Below are 18364 nucleotides of genomic sequence, written 5' to 3'. Positions count from 1 at the left end.
TATATGTTAAAGGGAGTGCCCCACAGCCATGAATTCTACGGCTGCACGGTCACTCCCTTTTGGCGCTTACGGATATAATGCGGAATAATACCTATACGTCTTTGGTGATGAATTCACTGGTTTCGGCAGAATTCCGGTAAAAGAACCAGCATTCATTCAGCAGTTTGATCTGACGGCGGTCTTTCTTGAAATAAGCCTTCATGAGCTGTTGGCAAAGCCACTGCGGCAAGGGTACCCCTCCTCTGGCATGCATCCTATGTACAGATAGCATATGGGGAAGGCCGCCCAAAGGTGCGGCAGCAGCATTCATTTACATGTGGCAATTAGCCGTACAGCTCCATCATGTAACTGCCAGCTACTGCACACTTTCCTCTTCCTCTTCATACCATTGCTCAAGCTGGGCCTGCAGCGCGCGGATTTCCGTTAATAGCGAGATCAGCGGATACTCAGTCTCTTGTATAGAGGCAAAAGCATTTTCCAGACGGTTGATATATGCCAGCCCGGACTCCAGGTGATGCTCCTCACGCAGCAGCTCCAGGGAATCGCACTCGGCAATCGCCCGCGGCAGACCGGGTACATTCTCCGCAGTCAGCTTGTCAATTTCTTTATTCAGGCGAAGATTGAGGGCGCTCAGCTGGTAAGCATACTCCTCCGGCATCTCCACGAACTGCAGTTCCTGATCCTGCTGCAAAATAACATACCGCATTTTCGGCATAACTCATTCTCCCTCCGGACTTGTCTTCCTTCTTGACAGTGTAGCCTATGGGCAAGTTACAATTCAAGTAGAGATCTTATTTCCTTAAGGAGAGGAGCCGTGAAGGAGCGCTATGATAAGTATGAGCAACGAAGAGCTGCAGCAGTGGATCGAGCAGGTGTCACTGAACAGCTTCGGCGTGCCTTTCCGGCATACAGCCAGCTTTAACAGCAGACTTACGACAACGGGCGGACGATATTTTACCAAAAGCCATAATATAGAGATCAATCCCCAGCAGCTTGCCATCCACGGCCGGGAGGAGACGGAGAAAATCATCAAGCATGAGCTCTGCCATTACCATCTGCATCTGGCGAAGCGGGGATATATGCACCGGGATGCCGATTTCAAAACACTGCTCGCCCGGGTCGGGGGCAGCCGCTACTGCCAGACACTGCCGGGAGACAAGGCGCGGAAACCGCAGCCTTACCGGTACAAGCTGGTCTGCACAGCCTGCGCCATGGAATATCCGCGTAAGCGCAGAGCCGATCCGAAGCGTTACCGCTGCGGGAAATGTTCGGGTAAGCTAAAGCTGGTCACCCTGGAGGCAGGTGCGGGTCCGGCTACTTAATATTTAATCACGAGGCCCAGCAGTCCGGCGAAAGAAGCCGCCTGCTCTGCAGAGATTACACAGCCGTCCAGATCCTGGAGGTCAACCACGAGGCCGGTGAACTCGCAATCGCTCAGATCGATATCCTTCAGCTTGCACCCGGCCAGTGTGGCCTGATCCAGATTGCATTCCGAGAAATAGAGGCCGCTTAAGGTGGACTGGTAATAATCCGCGCTGATCAGCGAGCTGCGCTCGAAGGAGGCTCCTTTGAAATTAGCAAACCGGAACACCGCGAACTCCCCGATGCACCCGGTCACCGATACATTTTGAAACCGCGCTCTCGTGAAGTCCGTGCCAATCAGCCGGCAATCCCTGAATTCTGTCCTATGCATGAAGGCATCGCTGAAATCGACATTGGACAGGTCACAATGATCGAAGATGACATCGGTCAGCTCAATGCCGTGCAGAGAGGATTCAGTGATCGTCACATTTTTGAAAATAACCTTATCAAAGGACACTCTGGCAGCATCCTGGTATTCAATTAGCGCTCCGGAAATGAGACAGCGGCTGAATTCGTCCTTGGAAGACAGAGAGTGAATCTGCTGCGGCAGCAATAGCTCCGGTTCCGGGATTCGGGGTTGTTCGATCTTGTTATTCATGAATGCCTCCGTAGAATTAGTTCCATCCGTTCAAGTATGGACAACTTGGCGGCTGAATGAGTTAACTATCCTGCGAACCTGAGCTTTTGTCAATTGCAGCGGCTATAGCCCGCCTTAAGCATGTACGTACAAATACACCTGTGGATGGATAAAATCACACATCGTTTTGTAAGCGTTACCAAATTAAGATGGAAAAGAAGTCCATTTTAGTTAGAGGGGGCGCACTTATGAAACGATTCAGGTCCGTGATTGCGGGTCTGCTGGCGTTGCTGCTTATTTTTCCCAATCTGGGTCTGCCGGGAGCCGGGAATTCTGTCTACGCAGACGGCCTCGGGGGAACAGGCGCAGCGCAAATTCCAGCGGGTACTGTTCTGATTAAGAACAAGTGGAAGAGCAATTTTTTGTATGAGACAAGCGAAGGCGTTGTCCGCTACGGAATGACTAACCCGGTGGATACCTCTTCCCATTGGAATGTGGTCACGGAGGGCGGCTTATCACGGATTCAGAATGTGAAGACCGGCCACTTCATTACGCTTGAAGGCAATGCAGGCAAAGAGGATTCACTCAAGGCAGCTGCTGCCCCGGGCGGGGGGAGCACCGCTGACCAATGGCTGATAGATACTTCAAACAGAGCCGGCTATATGGTCATCCGCAGTGCAACGGCTCCGGAGAGCAAGCTGGTCATCCATGAGGAGAATCAGCTGGGTTATGCCCAGGCCAGCGCGGATATCAACATTACGTTTGAGAGTCCGCAGTGGGCTTTTGTGAGTCTGAATGCAGCGCCTGTCCGGATCGAAAGTGTGATGCGCCCGGGCAACGTCATGTTTGAGAATGAGGGGAAGGTACAGCACGGTGCACAGCCGCTCAGTAATGAGGCAGCACAGTGGTTTCTGGAACCGGGTACAGATTCCGGGACACTGTTGATCCGCAACCGAGCGACCGGACACTACATCAAGCAGAATGAAGAGCATTGGTATGGGGTCTTCTCGGCTGAGATTGATCCGGCCAAAGCAAATCTGAGTGAGTGGGTCCAAGAGCCGGCGCCGGGCACCCCGGAGGCAGGGCTTGTAACCTTCCGCAATCAGGGTCTGACCGACGGCGGGAATTCATTATGGCTCAATCCCCAGTATGACGGTGACAGCGATGTGCGCTCCAACAATTGGCCGGGCTGGGGAGGCAATCCAAGTGCGCAGTGGCGGATCGTCACGGTTAGCGAGCTGCAGCCGGTGCGGATTGCCACCTATACCGATGCGCAAGTAGCAACCGATTTCCTGTATGAAGCTGCGGGCGGGGAGCTTCAGCATGGGGTTATCGCCCCGGATGCAGCAGATGAGAGTAAATACCTGTGGTACGCCGAGGACTATGACGGCCATAAACGCATCCGCAATGCAGCAACAGGACATTATCTGAACTATGCGGATGGTGCCGCTGCTGCCGTGACGATGAATAGTAGTCTGCCTTCCGATCAGTGGGATTTCAATGAATCGGATGATTATGATGACTACCAGACGATTGAGAATGCAGGGGCTCCGGGAAACTATCTGTCTCTGCTGGGAGGCGGACAGGCCGGCGCAGGCTCTGATGCAAGCTCGCTGTCTGCCCAGTGGCAGCTGCTTGATCCGGACATCCCGACAGACGGATCCCTTCATTATTACCGGATTCAGAATACCTGGCAGTCCTTCTACTGGTATGAGAGCAGTGACGGTGTGCTGAAATACGGCAATATGCAGGAGGATGGATCAGACCAGTGGCTGATTGAGAAGTACAACGGCCGCAAGCTTTTTCAGAATAAAAAAACAGGCCACTACATGAATGTAGCGCAGATGCCGGATGGTCATATTTCAGTGGCTCCGCTTGGCAGTAAGGATAATGTGGACCCGGCGTACATCTGGACCGGCAGAAATACCGGAGACAGCACGTATGTGATCGCGAGTGTGCTGGATAAGGAGCCGAATAAGCGTCCGCTGAAGTATATTTCTTTGCAGAATCTGACCAAATATGCCGAATACGGGGTGATCAATCCCGATTGGGGCAGTCCCAAGTGGAAGTTCGTACCCGTAACCGAGAAGAGACATGATTTGTTCCGCTTCAAGCTGGATGGAGTGAACGGGGCAGAGCAGTATCTTAAGGATGATGCTGTCCCTGCTCCTGTGCTGAAGGTTACACTTCCGGTTAATGATGGTACCGTTACAGCGGATGTGTATGATCCGCAGGATCAGGCGGGCGGAGACCTGGAGGATATAGCGGAGAAGGCTGCTAAAGAGGAAGAGGCATTGCTGGCTCTGGATGCAGGTGATACTGCAACTGCCGGTGCGGGTACAGGTGCTGCTGCTGATCCCACGGTCGGTCAGGTTACGTACGGAGAGCTTATTCCCGGAGACGATTCCTTCGTCTGGCAGCTGATCGATATACCGGGCAGTAACGGTGCGGTCAAGCTGAAGAATAGAGGCACCGGAAGGTACATTTCCCTGCAGAGTCTGGCAGCGGTCATTGAGCAGGAAGAGCCCGCGGGCCCCGTCCGGACGGAGCAGACGGTATATGACGTCTGGGCAAGCATCAGATGGATAGTTGATATACAGGAATCAGGACGTACTACCTTCAAAAGTGCCTGGGCAGGCCATTACCTGTATGGCGCCGCTGATGATAACGGCTATCCGGTAATCCGGATTAGCAAGGCTGCGGATGCTGCCGTCAGGGACAGTGCGCAGTTTACTGCTGAGCCGGTTTACGAACCGGTACCACCTCTTCCTGTCGCCCCAGTCCGGTTCAAAAATGCAGGCACCGGAGATTACCTGTATGAGAACGAACACGGCGTGGTCCTATACGGCCAGCCTGCTTCAGATAACGGATACTCGCACTGGAGTATCGTTACGGATGCAGGGCAGCAATATATCGTGAATCGTGCCACGGGCCACTATATTACTCTGAATAGTGATTACTCATTCATGGAGAGTACCGGCGGTGATCCGGGGGATACCGGCGCTTCAGCATGGGATGTCAGTCTCGCTGCAGATGCCAAGCATTACACCATCCGCAGTCTCTACGGTGAATATAACGATGAGTACATCCATTTGCAGAATAAGACGGGGTATGCTGAGCGCGCATTGCTGCTGGACACTGAGAACTCAGTGCAGTGGACCCTGGAAGCTGCGCCTCAGGACTTCAGCATGCCGGAAGGCGAAGCCAGAAACACGGATACGGCTACACCGGTCCAGAACGACACGAATATCCTTACCATTGCACCGCAAGGAATGGACGGCACGATAGTGGCGGAAAAGGACGGCAAGCTGGTTTATGCTGATGCTTCCGGAGGTCCGGCCCAGGCGCAATGGCTGGTGCAGGATGTCAACGGGCGGAACCGGGTGATGAACGTTCAGACGGGCCATTATCTTGCGCGCGATCAGGAGGGCGCTGTTGTCCTCGTGGATTCCGGTGACAAGGAAGATTCGCAGTGGAATATCAAGGATAAGCTGGGATACCGACTGCTGTTAAGTGTGGATAAGCAATCTGCTCTTGCTCACGGGGAAGCAGGAGTTCAACTGGGGGCTGTTGAAGCACAGGACGCTCTGTGGAGCTTCATTCCCGTAGCTCAGGATGCTGTGTATGCCGGGCAAGAGGCATTCCATGGGGACGGGGTGCTGCGGTTTGCCGTGAATGCTGATGTAGCGGGGGAATACGACGTTGTGCTCCGTTACCGGAATGCTTCCGCCGCTGCGGCTGAGCTGGAGACCCGGGTCAATGGTCTTAAGCAGGGCGTTGTAAGCCTTGCTGCCAGAGCCTCCGCTTCCGTATGGCAGACGGCTGAGCTTACGCTGGACCTGCGGACAGGAATCAATACGGTTTCATTCAGTGGCGCAGAGGCGTCATTGAGCGGGATCACAATCGATAGCCTGACTGTCAAAGATAGCATCAATAAAACCTACCGCGGAGCTACGCTTCCTTATATCAGCTATGAAGCGGAGGATGCCGTTACGAATGGAACACAGGTCACGCCTTCACGGAAATACCGCAGTCTGGCTTCGGAGGCTTCAGGACGCGAAGCAGTCATCCTGAAGAACACCGGTGAGTATGTGGAGTTTACGCTGGCCAAACCTGCGAATTCAATCGTACTCCGTTATTCCATACCGGACAGTCCGGATGGGGCGGGAGCAGAAGAAACATTGTCGCTCTTCGTGAATGGGGAACGCCGGGTGCTTAATCTCACGTCAAAATACGCCTGGGAATATGGCAGCTACCCATGGTCGAATGACCCGCGTCAAGGCAGCGGACACCGCTTCTATGACGAGATTCATGCGCTGATCGGTGAGGCTCCGGCAGGAGCAGTAATCCGCCTAGAGAAAAGCGCGGATGATCATGCTGCCTCATATGTAATCGATCTGGCGGACATGGAGCAGGTTGCACCTGCGCTGGCTCAGCCTGAGGGGTTCTTGTCTGTCACTGATTTTGGAGCCATTGCCGGGGATGATGGCGATGATACTGCCGCATTTAAGGCTGCGCTTGCCGCAGCCGAAGATCAGGATGCAGGAGTCTGGTTCCCGGAAGGAAGCTTCAATGTCGGCAGCGGACTGCTGGATCTGGACGATGCGGAGATCCGCGGCGCAGGCATGTGGTATACAACGCTGAACGGCGCCAAGTTCTACGGGCACGGCGGCAAGACCGGCGTATACGATCTGCTGATTGAGGGCGGCATTAACGTGCGCGACGATGAGGCGGTTACGAATGCTTTTCACGGCGCCTTCGGTCAAGGTTCGGTCATTCAGAATGTATGGATTGAGCATACCAAAGCAGGCTTATGGCTGACCCAGCCCAAAGGTGAGAAAGCGCGCACCAATGGCCTCTATATGGCCGGGCTGCGTATCCGCAACCTGATGGCGGACGGGATCAACTTCGCTGTAGGTACAGGGAACAGCATGATGGAGCAGAGCGATATCCGCTATCCGGGCGATGATGGTATCGCCATGTGGTCCTTCACCGATGCCGGGCTGAATGATGTCAACGGCAGCGAGCGGACGCCAAGCTTCAATAATACCGCACGCTTTAACAATGTATCTCTGCCGTGGCTGGCTGATAATATCGTCGTGTTCGGCGGCAAGGATAATAAGATCCAGGACAATATTGTGAAGGACACGGTGACGAACGGAGCGGGGATTGCCGTATCTACACGCTTCAGCGCAGAGCCGTTCCAGGGCACAACCATTGTGGAGCGCAATACCTTGCTGCGGACCGGCAGCTATGATTCCGGCTATGGTGTGAATCTGGGGGCAATATGGCTCTATACCGGGGAAAATAACATCAACAGCAATGTGCTGATCCGCAATAACATTGCACTGGACAGCACCTATTCCGGGCTCATCGTCCACGGCAATCTGAATATGGATGGAATCACTCTTGCAGATAACGTAATTGACGGAGCCGGCACGAACGGAATTGAGATTACGAAGGAGATGAGAGGCAGTCTGCTGGCCGATAACCTGATTATCCGCGGGGAGCGGATGAATCTGGTGGCGAATACCTCGTCAACATTTACGGTTCTGGAGAAGAATCAAGGTATCGCAAGCAGCGTCAAGCCATTCTCGATCAAGCTTGGGGATGGACAGACCGGACCTGTGGTATTAAAAGAGGGAACCAGCTCCAAGCTGCAGGTACTGGACCAGACAGGTGCGGATATCGCTGCGCAGGCGGAATTCCATATAGCAGACGGCAGCCTTGCCACTGTGGAAGAAGGGAAGCTGCAGGCAGTTGCTAAAGGGAACACTACCTTTACCGTGTCCGCCATTGGCAGCACAAGAGTGTATGATCTTGTGATATCGGCTGCTGACCCAGTTGACCCTGTCGACCCCGTAGACCCTGTCGATCCTGTCGACCCAGTAGACCCTGTCGATCCGGGAACTCCAAGTCCGAGTCCTACTGCGGCTCCAAGTCCGACTCCAAGTCCGACGGCGTCTCCGAGTCCGAATGCGAACCCGAACCCGAACCCGCAGGCAACTCCTGCGGCTACCCCGGCGCCCGTGATTGTGCCTGCGGCTAATAACGATGCGCAGCTTAAGAGTGTTGCCGCCGGGCAGAAGATAATTGAAGTGGCGGCTAATGCAGAGGGTACCGCACGCTTCAGCGGGACTGCTCTGCGGGCAGCAGCAGCGGCGAGTCCAGACGCTGTGCTGGTGGTGCGGAGCGGGGACGCGTCCTACCGTCTCCCGCTGGCCCTGGCAGACAGCGTCCTGAAGGCTGCGAAGCTGCCTGATGGAACGCTGGAGTTCAAGCTCGCGCCGCAGACAGGCGCGGAGCTTGCGGGGCTGCTTGCCGCTGCAGGCAAGCAGAACTATAAGGTGAAGGGAACGCCGGCAGGCTTCACCTTGAATGTTACGGACGGCAAGACCTCAGTGCCGGCCGGAAGCTTCGGCACTGTACATGTCGAGCGTACATTCACCATTAACGAAGTAATGGACGTCAATACAGCAGTGGCGCTGGTCTATAAAGCCAAGGACGGAACCTTCCGTTACGTTCCGGCAGTATTCGAATCCGGGGCAGGTGTGACCCGGATTACCGTTAAGAGCAGCTTGGCCGGAGGTATAATGGCCGTTGCCGTGAATCCGGCAAGCTTCGGCGATATCTCCGCCCACTGGGCCAAGGATGAGATCAATCTGCTGGCCAGCAGATTGATTGTGAACGGCCAGCCGTCCGGTGTCTTTGCGCCGCAGCGTACCGTCAGCCGGGTGGAATTCGCGTCCATGCTGGTCCGCTCGCTTGGCCTGCAGCCGGATGCGCTGCCGGCTGCAGCGGCCACTTTCCGTGATGTGCCGGCCAGCTCCTGGTACGCCGCTGACGCGGAGACCGCCGTATTGTTGGGGCTGGTTCAAGGCTACGCGGACGGTTCCTTCCGTCCGGATGCGATGATCACCAGAGAGCAGATGGCGGTCATGGCCGCCAGAGCCTGGAAGCTGATTCACGCCAATGCAGCAATTAATGAAGCAGCTTCTGCGTCAGCACTGCCGGGGCCAGGCACATTTAAGGATGCTGCCAGTATCTCTGCTTGGGCTAAGGAAGCTGTAGACACATTAACCGCCACCGGCATTATGAACGGCCAATCCGCCGGATACTTTGCGCCGGGCAGCAACACCAGCCGTGCAGAAGCCGCCGTTATTCTGACCCGCCTGCTCCGTGCCGGCAAGCTGCTGAACGAGTAGCCGCTAGTCGTTACGGCTTAACGAACAACCTACAAGCCGCCGCAAAGGAACGCGGGATTTCCCCCGTCTTCCTTCGCGGCGGCTTATTTTTATCTAGGCCAGGAGGCAGTGCTTTTAATTCTCAGGAAGTGGACTAAAGAGGAAATCGAAGCGCAGACGTGTCTTTGAATTAGCTGAAAGTCGGCAGAATGGAGTGAAGGAAAGAAGGCGATGAAGTGTCCTAAGTATCGCTCAAAGTTGCCAGATTGGAGGAACGGAGACGCAGAAGTGTGTTTGAAAATTAGCTAAAGTTGCCAGAAGGGAGTGAGGGAAGTGCGGCAGTGTGTTTAATATATCGCCCGAAGTCGGCAGATTGGTGGGACAGAGAGGTGCGAGACGGCTGAAATCTTGCAGAAAATACAACAATGTATGGTTCAAAACTACCTACTTACCAGAAATCCTGCAGAAATACAACAATTTGAGGCTCAAAACTGCCAACCCGCCAGAATTCTTGCAAAAAGTACAACAATGTGGGTTCACACAACCGCCAAACCGCCAAAAATCTTGCAAAAAGTACAACAATTCCGGATCTGAAGGTAACAATTCTCCAGTACTCCCGCTCATATAGGAAGAGTAGCTATAATTTCACCCAAAGTCGGCTGAGCGGGGCATACAGAGTGGAGAGTGTTTTAAATTTTCATCTGCAGTTGCAAATAATATTTTCGTCGAAATTTTTGCTGAAGTTTTCCTAGGGCGGTCTCACTGCTGATTCCATAGCTACTCCCACTGCTGGTTCCATAGCTACTTCCGCTGCCGGTCTTATGGATGATTCCATACGTAGTTCTATCGTGAGCACGTTCGCGGGTGCAACTCCTAGTGAACCAATTAATTCGCAGCCCGGATAACTTGTTTCTAACTATGACTTTAACCTCGCCCCCTATCCGCAAGGAAGGCAAGCCTTACAAAAGGTTCGCTCTGTTTGCCTTCTGCTGCCCTCTGCCTGCCCTATACCTGCCCTCAGCCTGCAACAGAACTACTTGATCTGGCCCATATCCAGGTTGACCCGGTAATTGCCGTACCTCAGCAGCTCATCGAGAAAAGCGGTCAGCGCTTCCTGATTCACGGTGCGTACGCGCATCCAGTAACAGCCCTCCCCGCTGATGCGGTACAGCTCCGCGACACTCGTATGGTTCTTCGCAAAGTTCTGGAAGGGCAGGTGAGCGGCGTTGGTGCTGAGAAAAACCGTAATAAAAGCATGCATATTCTGCCCGATCCGGAGCGGGTTCCAACGGATAGTGTAGCCTTCAATAATCTCCAGCTCCCGCATTCTGCGGATACGCGCGCCTACGGCTTGGCCGGTCAGGTGAACCTCAGCTCCGATATCTTTGTGGCTTAATGTAGAGTCTTCTATGAGAAGCTGTAAGATACGGTAATCCGTATCATCGATGAGGTAGGGCATCATAAGTGTAATTTCCTTTCCGGGTGAAAGTAGAACAGGCTAATCTCTTTCGCGGCACAATGTATTCTTATCTGCGGCCGATTTATAATTAATTGTAGCAGAACCCAAGCACAAGTATAAGGAAGAGGTGTTTATTATGAAAATCCAACTGATCCGCCACGCCTCATTATGGCTGGAATACGGCGGCGTAACCTTTCTGGTTGATCCGATGCTGAGTGCACAGGGAGTCAATCCGCCAATTATAAATACCACGAATGAGCAGCGGAATCCGCTGGTTCCTTTACCGGGGCCTGTAGAGCAGTGGCTGGAGCCGGATGCTGTACTCGTGACGCACCTCCACCAGGATCACTGGGATGCAGCGGCGGCGGAGCTTTTGTCGCATGAGCTTCCGGTACTATGCCAGGAGGGAGATGGAGAGAAAATTACAGCGCAGGGCTTCGCCCATGTTACAGAGATTAAAGACAGTGCGGCAGCTTCTGTGCGTGGAGTAACCCTGACGCGTACTGATGGCCGACATGGAACGGGAGAGATCGGGGAGAGAATGGGCAAAGTCTCCGGTTTCGTATTCCAGGCGGAAGGAGAACCCGATCTGTATCTGGCGGGAGACACCATCTGGTGCGGCGAAGTCCGGCAGGTACTTGATGATTATCACCCGGAAGTTATCGTCGTGAATGCCGGTGGGGCAAGCTTCGTAAGCGGAGGACATATCACTATGAATGAACAGGATATTGTGGATGTATGCCATGCAGTCCCGGAAGCATCCGTGATTGCCGTTCATATGGATGCCATTAACCACTGCCACGTTACCCGTAAACTGCTTAAGCTCCGCCTTGAACAAGAGGAACTGCTTAACCGTGTCGCTGTACCATTGGACGGAGAATGGGTGTAGTCCCAAGGAAATTTGTATAGTTTGAAAACGTTCTTACAATCTCTTTCGCTAAGCTTGACTAACCTAAAGAATCATGATAAATTAATCCTTGTTCATGTTAATGTTCCCTGATAGCTCAGTTGGTAGAGCACTCGACTGTTAATCGAGTTGTCACAGGTTCGAGTCCTGTTCGGGGAGCCATTACTTGGAGAGATACCCAAGTGGCTATAAGGGGACCCTCTGCTAAGGGGTTAGACTGCGTAAGCGGTGCGAGGGTTCGAATCCCTCTCTCTCCGTATGATATACTTCCCTGTTAGGGATGAGAACCCTCAGTGGTTCGTTGGAGCATAAGCTTCGTTAGGGATTCTTCGCAATCTCTCGCGCAGTGAGAGTATCCCTCTCTCTCCGTAGATTTACTTCCCTGCTAGGGATGAGAACCCTCGTTGGTTCGTTGGAGCATAAGCTTCGTTAGGGATTCTTCGCAATCTCTCGCGCAGTGAGAGTATCCCTCTCTCCGTTCCTACAACTATTCATACGTATTAATACAGAAGGAGCTCATTTTGAGCTCCTTTTTTTGCGTCCATCCAGTCAGAGCGATGTGAAGCCTTGAAGTATGCGGGTTCCTTTTGATGTCGTAATTACATATAGTTATTGTCGCATTTATCTACTAAAAAACCTGCATGTTATATGATACCTTATAGGTAATGTCAGAATAATATATATGGAGGTGCAAGAGAATGAGCATTAGGATTGGCAAAATCAGCTTTTGGCATGTGCATGCCTGGGATTATACGAAGCAGGCTCAGGAACATAGTGATACTGTAATCGCTGCGGTGTGGGACGAGGATGCGGAGCGCGGCAAGAAGGCTGCAGACAGCTTGAATGTTCCGTTTTTTGATTCCTTGGATGACCTGCTTGCGCAAAAGGATATAGATGCCGTTATTGTCGACGCGCCAACCTGTTTGCACCGGGAGATCATCATTGCGGCTGCCCAAGCCGGTAAGCACATCTTCTCCGAAAAGGTTGTGGCTGCAACGTTGAGTGAGGTCAATGAAATCCTGTCAGAAGTCTCGGAGCATGGGGTGAAGCTAACGGTTTCCCTCCCGCGTCTAAATGATGGTTATACTTTATCGGTTCAAGAAATTCTAAACCAGGGACTGCTTGGAGAAATAACGTATGTCAGAGTCCGCTTATCTCATAATGGTGCAACTGCAAGCTGGCTTCCCGAGCATTTCTTTAGCTTGGAGCAATGCCAGGGCGGTGCCTTAATTGACCTTGGCTGTCATCCCATGTACCTGACCAGGCTCTTTCTGGGTCAAGAGGTGACCGGTGTAAGTGCGAACTTTGGATATGTAACGGGCAAGGAAGTGGAGGACAACGCGGTGGCGACGCTCTATACCGATTCTGGGGCTATTGGTGTGGTGGAAGCCGGGTTCGTGAATAGCTACTCACCGTTTACGATCGAGGTGCATGGAACGGAAGGAACCCTTTTATACGGAACGCCTGAAGAGAAGCTGCTCGTTAGAAGTACTAAAGCGCCAGACAAAGGGGATTCCTGGATAGATATGCCTCTGCAAGGCCACCGGGAAAGTGCATTTCAACAATGGGTCACCCACATTCAGAGCAACACGCTTGCTGCCGAGAATATTCAAATCGCAACTGAGCTTACAAGGTTAATGGAGGCGGCGAATCTCTCCGCGAAGACAGGCCGTGTTATCCGGTTAGCCGAATTGAACGCCTGATCCCTCATCCATGAAGAGCTTAGCTCAAGCAGGAGGATTACAATGAGCCATTTTCCCTTCGGGATTATGTTTGAGAAGCAGGATATGCTTGAAAGACTTGATATTTCAATCCTGTGGGGACATTATGAAATTTCTGTTCTCCGGTTTCATTTGACCTCTTTTCCGCCGGGAAAGGTCATTGATTTCCATAACCATGCTGAATTTGAATTTCATTTCATTCCGCGGGGCAAGGGAACGGTCATTCTTGGCGATCAGCGGTATCCTTTATCGGAAGGAATGCTCTACTTAACCGGACCGGGAGTGATGCATCGTCAGGAAGCGGACCCGGAAGAGGCGATGGATGAGTTGTGTCTGCATGTCAATATTGCGGAAAAGCTCAGAGAAGATGCGGATTCATGGGAGGTTGCGGAAGCCGAGGAATGCGTTGAGAAGCTGAGGAAGCTTCCCCCTGTACCTGCGCAGGATTATCACAGGGCTATGAGATGCTTTCTCGAAGCCTATGAGGCCTGCGACGGCAAGCTTACGGGATATTATACTTCTATTAAACATCTCGTGATCAGTATTTTATTGAAGGTAACCAGAGCTTATGATGCAGGCGGGATGGGAACCTCGGCACCGGTCCGGGATATGTTGGCCTACCGCTATCAATATGCCATTCAATACATGGAAGCGAATTCTTCAGCAACCGTGACCCTGGAGAATGTGGCTGAGAAGCTGAATATCAGCTCCAGGCAGCTGCAGCGAATATTTAAGCAGATTGATCCGGATAAAACCTTCAGCCGGGTTCTTGAAGATATAAGGTTAGAGGCCGTATGCAGCAAGCTTGAGGCTAGCACTCTGCCGATCGAACAGATCGCTGAGTCCGAAGGGTTCACCAATGCGACCTATCTGCATTCGGTTTTCCGCAAGCGGCTCGGGATGACCCCGGCGGCCTACCGCAAGTCCAAAAAATTAAATTAAAAGTGAGGATGAGAGGATATGAGCAAAGTGTATCGTGTTGGAGTTATCGGATGTGGAGGCATTGCGAACGGGAAGCATCTTCCGAGCTTGAGCAGACAGGATAAGGTCCAGGTGGTTGCCTTTTGCGACATTATTAAGGAACGGGCGGAGTCGGCTGCAGAACAATATGGAAACGCGGATGCTGCTGTCTATACGGACTATCTGGAATTATTGAAGGATGCTTCTATTGATATTGTCCATGTGCTTACTCCAAATGATGCGCATGCGGATATCTCCATTGCGGCATTAGAAGCGGGAAAGCATGTGATGTGTGAGAAACCAATGGCCAAAACAGCGGCAGATGCCAAGCGTATGGCCGAGGCGGCGAAACGTACAGGCAAGAAGCTGACGATCGGGTATGACAACCGGTTCAGACAAGACAGCTTGTATTTGAAAAAGATTTGCGAAGCAGGGGAGCTTGGCCATATCTATTATGCGAAAGCACATGCGATCAGACGGAGAGCGGTTCCGACCTGGGGTGTTTTCCTGGATGAGGAGAAGCAGGGCGGAGGCCCGCTTATTGATATCGGAACCCACGCGCTTGATCTCACGCTCTGGATGATGGACAACTACAAACCGAAGGTCGTACTGGGTACCAAATACCATGAGCTTTCCCGGAAAGAAGAGGCTGCAAATGCCTGGGGGCCGTGGGATCCGAAGAAATTCACCGTGGAAGACTCTGCCTTCGGGATGATTGTGATGGAGAATGGCGCAACAATTACGCTGGAAGCGAGCTGGGCGCTTAATTCGCTTGACGTGGATGAAGCCAAGTGCAGCTTAAGCGGAACGGAAGCGGGTGCGGATATGAAGAATGGTCTCAGAATTAACGGGGAGAAGCACAGTAAGCTGTACACGAATGAAATTGAGCTCGATGCCGGAGGAGTAGCTTTCTATGAAGGAAAAACAGAGAAGGCTACAGATGTGGAATTGAGAAAGTGGATTGAAGCCATTGAAGAGGATAAAGATCCGGTCGTGACTCCTGAACAGGCTTATGTAGTCTCCCGGATTCTGGAGGCTATCTATGAATCTGCACAGACGGGTAAGGCAGTTTATTTGGACTAAACGTTAGACGGTCTGCAGACTATATCAGGCAAATAAGCTGGACCTCGCGGTGTAAGAGGTGCCAGCTTATTTGCTTTCTAGACAAATAACGACAAAAAGTCTGCTGGTTCAACCCGTTACCCCTTTAATAAATTGAAGGAGTGATGCTGTAAAGAGACAAATGTTATATTAATTGCGTGAAAATAAAGTATTGTATAAGAAAAGGAAACAAATCCTAAAACTATCCTGCTTTAAAATCCTCTGTTTTACTCCCGTTTTCTACGAATTTTTCGAAAACTAACAAAAACCTACCGAATACTACACATACCATGTTATGTAACATAACATTAAATCTTGAATTTTATATTAATTCACATAAAAATTAGTGACGACACCCAACCCTTGTGTTAATATAAATGACATCATAAAGAAATAAAAGAGAGGCAAGGCAGAGAAAGGGGAATTTTGATTATTATGGGGAAAAGGGGATGGCGATGGAGTACTTCATTCAGCAACTAATTAACGGGATTTCCGTAGGCAGTATCTATGCTCTGATCGCCCTTGGTTACACTATGGTTTACGGTATCATCAAACTGATCAATTTTGCGCACGGCGATGTATTTATGGTAGGTTCGTTCATCGGACTCTACAGTGCCAAATATCTGGCGAATGCCGGATTGCCGCCCATCGTTGTCCTGCTCTTGTCGCTGATCATTTCGATGACCATCAGCGCATTGCTCGGTATCACAATAGAGCGTCTGGCTTACAAGCCGCTTCGCAAGTCAACCCGGATTGCAGCGTTGATCACTGCGATTGGTGTATCCTTCCTGCTTGAATATACCGGAGTATTGATTCTTGGGCCTCAGGCTCAAGGCTTCCCGGATATTATGGAGAAGAAGCAATATCATCTGTTCGGTTCTTCCATCCAAGTGGAATCCAATCAGATAATGATTCTGCTAACAACGATTATTCTAATGCTTGTCCTGCAGTATATCGTCCGTTATACCAAAACCGGTAAAGCAATGCGGGCGGTATCATTCGATGTGGAGGCGGCGCGATTGATGGGGATCAACGTAGACCGCACCATTTCAGCTACATTCGCAATCGGCTCAGCGCTCGCTGCTGCTGCCGGAGTCATTTTTGGAATGACGTATAACTCAGTCGATCCTTTGATGGGCGTTATGCCTGGACTCAAAGCATTCGTAGCTGCAGTGCTCGGGGGAATCGGAAGTATTCCTGGTGCCCTTGTAGGCGGGTTGCTGCTGGGAACGGTAGAGACAGAGATTTCTTCACTCGGGTTCTCCTCATGGCGTGACGGCGTGGCATTCGCGGTACTGATTCTGATCCTTATCTTTAAACCATCCGGACTGTTTGGCAAGAATGTCCGGGAGAAAGTGTAGGAGGGAACTACCGTGAAAAATATAAATAAAAAGTTCTGGATGGGCATTATCGTTGCCCTTGCGTTCTATGGAGTCGTTAAAGTTCTTCTAACAACGGGAGTGCTAAGTGATGTAAACCAATCTATGCTGCTTCTAATTGGTGTTAACATCATGCTTGCCGTATCGCTCAACCTGATTACCGGGATTACCGGGCAGTTCTCCATTGGTCATGCCGGATTTATGTCCGTAGGCGCATACACTTCGGCGATCCTTACCCTTGACTACAACGTGCCATTCGTTCCAGCCATTATAGCAGGCGGACTCCTGGCAGCGGTATTCGGCGTATTGATCGGAATGCCTACCCTCCGGCTTAATGGTGACTATCTTGCCATCGCCACACTGGGGTTCGGTGAAATCATCCGGATTATCATGCTGAATACAGAATTCGTCGGCGGAGCTTCAGGGCTCAGCGGTATTCCTGCCAAAACAACATGGACGATGTTATTCTTCTTCACCCTGATTTCTGTGGTTCTGATTAATAACTTCATTAGATCTACACACGGCCGGGCGTGTATTGCTATCCGTGAGAATGAAATTGCCGCAGAGGCTATGGGGATTAATACGACACGCTACAAAATTATCGCTTTCACCATCGGTGCCTTGTTTGCCGGGATTGCTGGCGGGTTGTCAGCTCATACGTTCTACGTTATCACGCCGGGCAGTTTCAACTTCCTGAAGTCGTTTGAAATTATCGTTATGGTTGTTCTCGGGGGACTAGGCAGCACGGCTGGTTCCATCGTCGGAGCGGTGTTCGTTACCCTGCTCTACACCTACTTACGTGAATTCCCGGAATGGCGCATGATTATTTACTCCATTGTGCTCATCCTGATGATGATCTTCCGTCCGAGCGGCCTGCTGGGCACAACCAAATTCTCATTCGGCAAGTTCGGTAAAAAGGAGGCTAAGGCAAATGACACAATCGAAGGCAGCAGTGCTCCTTGATGTTAAGGAGGCCAGCCGATCCTTTGGCGGACTTAAGGCGGTCAGTGATGTTTCCCTTCATATTAATAAAGGTGAACTGATCGGTCTGATCGGACCCAACGGCGCCGGCAAAACAACATTATTCAATCTGCTGACCGGGGTGTACCCCCCTTCATCAGGCAACATTCTTCTAAATAACGAATCCATTGGCGGTATGAAGCCTTACAGGATTAACCATAAGGGTGCCGCCCGTACTTTCCAGAACATCCGCTTATTTACGGCTATGACTGTGCTGGAGAATGTCAAAATTGCTTTTCATCAGCATGCGAAACACTCGTTATTCTCGTCTATGCTCCGTTTGCCGAAGCATTTCAAAGGAGAGGACGAAATTACCCGGAAGGCGATGGATATTCTCAAAATATTCAATCTTGCCGATCAGAGTCAAGAGGTAGCCAGCAACCTGAGCTATGGTAACCAGCGACGCCTTGAGATTGCCCGGGCGCTTGCGGCCGGACCCAAGCTGCTGCTGCTCGATGAGCCGGCAGCCGGAATGAACCCGAATGAGACGCGTGATCTGATGAATCTGATTGCCTGGATCCGTGAGGAATTTGACCTTACCATTCTGCTGATTGAGCATGATATGTCACTGGTTATGGGTGTCTGCAACCGGATTTACGTCCTGGACCGCGGAATCCTTATCGCTGACGGAACTCCGGTGGAAATCCGGAATAATCCGAAGGTTATCGAAGCGTATTTGGGACAGGAGGCGTAG

At 51.7% G+C, this 18364-nt stretch carries 13 protein-coding genes and 2 tRNA genes; 11 read left to right on the top strand and 4 right to left on the bottom strand.

Features of this window, described 5'->3' with window-relative positions:
* Positions 1 to 91 precede the first annotated feature (91 nt).
* Together cmpA and NSQ73_RS26285 are read right to left on the bottom strand one after the other, a co-directional pair.
* A complete protein-coding gene (cmpA, locus tag NSQ73_RS26290; protein WP_340988810.1) occupies positions 92 to 229 on the bottom strand; it encodes a cortex morphogenetic protein CmpA in 138 nt (45 codons plus the stop codon).
* A gap of 126 nt (positions 230 to 355) precedes the next feature.
* The gene (locus NSQ73_RS26285) at positions 356 to 715 is read right to left on the bottom strand and encodes a hypothetical protein (RefSeq protein WP_039296308.1); all 360 of its coding nucleotides are present in this window, start codon (positions 713 to 715) and stop codon (positions 356 to 358) included.
* Positions 716 to 836: 121 nt separating this feature from the next.
* On the opposite strand from NSQ73_RS26285, the gene NSQ73_RS26280 reads away from it, so the two are divergent.
* Positions 837 to 1322, top strand: a complete 486-nt coding sequence (locus tag NSQ73_RS26280) for a SprT family protein (protein ID WP_171717804.1) — start codon at positions 837 to 839, stop codon at positions 1320 to 1322.
* On the opposite strand, the gene NSQ73_RS26275 is transcribed toward NSQ73_RS26280, so the two are convergent.
* A complete protein-coding gene (locus tag NSQ73_RS26275) occupies positions 1319 to 1960 on the bottom strand; it encodes a pentapeptide repeat-containing protein (protein WP_340988809.1) in 642 nt (213 codons plus the stop codon). The genes NSQ73_RS26280 and NSQ73_RS26275 overlap by 4 nt on opposite strands.
* A 227-nt stretch (positions 1961 to 2187) precedes the next feature.
* Here NSQ73_RS26275 and NSQ73_RS26270 point away from each other — a divergent pair, with 227 nt between their 5' ends.
* Positions 2188 to 9144, top strand: coding sequence for an S-layer homology domain-containing protein (locus NSQ73_RS26270; RefSeq protein WP_340988807.1), 6957 nt, complete (start codon positions 2188 to 2190; stop codon positions 9142 to 9144).
* A 1012-nt stretch (positions 9145 to 10156) separates the two neighbouring features.
* Here the strand turns inward: NSQ73_RS26270 and NSQ73_RS26265 are convergent.
* On the bottom strand, positions 10157 to 10585 hold the full coding sequence (locus tag NSQ73_RS26265) for an Lrp/AsnC family transcriptional regulator (protein WP_179093399.1): 429 nt from the start codon (positions 10583 to 10585) through the stop codon (positions 10157 to 10159).
* 133 nt (positions 10586 to 10718) lie between these two features.
* On the opposite strand from NSQ73_RS26265, the gene NSQ73_RS26260 reads away from it, so the two are divergent.
* From NSQ73_RS26260 to NSQ73_RS26220, 9 genes are all read left to right on the top strand, one after another.
* On the top strand, positions 10719 to 11471 hold the full coding sequence (locus NSQ73_RS26260; protein ID WP_340988803.1) for an MBL fold metallo-hydrolase: 753 nt from the start codon (positions 10719 to 10721) through the stop codon (positions 11469 to 11471).
* Between the two features lie 104 nt (positions 11472 to 11575).
* Positions 11576 to 11651: transfer RNA gene (locus NSQ73_RS26255), tRNA-Asn, on the top strand.
* A 6-nt stretch (positions 11652 to 11657) separates the two neighbouring features.
* Positions 11658 to 11746: transfer RNA gene (locus NSQ73_RS26250), tRNA-Ser, on the top strand.
* A gap of 441 nt (positions 11747 to 12187) precedes the next feature.
* Positions 12188 to 13192, top strand: a complete 1005-nt coding sequence (locus NSQ73_RS26245) for a Gfo/Idh/MocA family protein (protein WP_340988802.1) — start codon at positions 12188 to 12190, stop codon at positions 13190 to 13192.
* A 42-nt stretch (positions 13193 to 13234) separates the two neighbouring features.
* Positions 13235 to 14152 (top strand): helix-turn-helix domain-containing protein, encoded by a 918-nt coding sequence (locus tag NSQ73_RS26240; protein WP_340988799.1) that lies wholly within the window; start codon positions 13235 to 13237, stop codon positions 14150 to 14152.
* 18 nt (positions 14153 to 14170) lie between these two features.
* On the top strand, positions 14171 to 15253 hold the full coding sequence (locus tag NSQ73_RS26235) for a Gfo/Idh/MocA family protein (protein ID WP_340988798.1): 1083 nt from the start codon (positions 14171 to 14173) through the stop codon (positions 15251 to 15253).
* Positions 15254 to 15726: 473 nt separating this feature from the next.
* Positions 15727 to 16632: a branched-chain amino acid ABC transporter permease gene (locus NSQ73_RS26230; RefSeq protein ID WP_039296535.1), complete on the top strand. Its 906-nt coding sequence runs from the start codon at positions 15727 to 15729 to the stop codon at positions 16630 to 16632.
* Positions 16633 to 16671: 39 nt separating this feature from the next.
* Positions 16672 to 17613 carry a branched-chain amino acid ABC transporter permease gene (locus NSQ73_RS26225; protein WP_039296538.1) on the top strand — a complete coding sequence of 314 codons (942 nt, stop codon included), beginning with the start codon at positions 16672 to 16674 and terminating at the stop codon, positions 17611 to 17613.
* Positions 17582 to 18364, top strand: coding sequence for an ABC transporter ATP-binding protein (locus NSQ73_RS26220; RefSeq protein ID WP_340988796.1), 783 nt, complete (start codon positions 17582 to 17584; stop codon positions 18362 to 18364). Before NSQ73_RS26225 ends, NSQ73_RS26220 begins: the two co-directional genes overlap by 32 nt.

The organism is Paenibacillus sp. FSL R10-2736 (genome assembly GCF_038000245.1).
Lineage (GTDB): Bacteria > Bacillota > Bacilli > Paenibacillales > Paenibacillaceae > Paenibacillus_AQ > Paenibacillus_AQ phytohabitans.
The sequence above is the reverse complement of the archived record's forward strand: the minus strand, read 5'-3'. Positions and strand labels throughout refer to the sequence as shown.

What these genes read in the sequence shown, in the direction of transcription:
- NSQ73_RS26285 (WP_039296308.1), bottom strand. Translation starts at nt 715, where the DNA reads ATGCCGAAAATGCGGTATGTTATTTTGCAGCAGGATCAGGAACTGCAG.
- NSQ73_RS26280 (WP_171717804.1), top strand. Translation starts at nt 837, where the DNA reads ATGAGCAACGAAGAGCTGCAGCAGTGGATCGAGCAGGTGTCACTGAAC.
- NSQ73_RS26275 (WP_340988809.1), bottom strand. Translation starts at nt 1,960, where the DNA reads ATGAATAACAAGATCGAACAACCCCGAATCCCGGAACCGGAGCTATTG.
- NSQ73_RS26270 (WP_340988807.1), top strand. Translation starts at nt 2,188, where the DNA reads ATGAAACGATTCAGGTCCGTGATTGCGGGTCTGCTGGCGTTGCTGCTT.
- NSQ73_RS26265 (WP_179093399.1), bottom strand. Translation starts at nt 10,585, where the DNA reads ATGATGCCCTACCTCATCGATGATACGGATTACCGTATCTTACAGCTT.
- NSQ73_RS26260 (WP_340988803.1), top strand. Translation starts at nt 10,719, where the DNA reads ATGAAAATCCAACTGATCCGCCACGCCTCATTATGGCTGGAATACGGC.
- NSQ73_RS26245 (WP_340988802.1), top strand. Translation starts at nt 12,188, where the DNA reads ATGAGCATTAGGATTGGCAAAATCAGCTTTTGGCATGTGCATGCCTGG.
- NSQ73_RS26240 (WP_340988799.1), top strand. Translation starts at nt 13,235, where the DNA reads ATGAGCCATTTTCCCTTCGGGATTATGTTTGAGAAGCAGGATATGCTT.
- NSQ73_RS26235 (WP_340988798.1), top strand. Translation starts at nt 14,171, where the DNA reads ATGAGCAAAGTGTATCGTGTTGGAGTTATCGGATGTGGAGGCATTGCG.
- NSQ73_RS26230 (WP_039296535.1), top strand. Translation starts at nt 15,727, where the DNA reads ATGGAGTACTTCATTCAGCAACTAATTAACGGGATTTCCGTAGGCAGT.
- NSQ73_RS26225 (WP_039296538.1), top strand. Translation starts at nt 16,672, where the DNA reads ATGGGCATTATCGTTGCCCTTGCGTTCTATGGAGTCGTTAAAGTTCTT.
- NSQ73_RS26220 (WP_340988796.1), top strand. Translation starts at nt 17,582, where the DNA reads ATGACACAATCGAAGGCAGCAGTGCTCCTTGATGTTAAGGAGGCCAGC.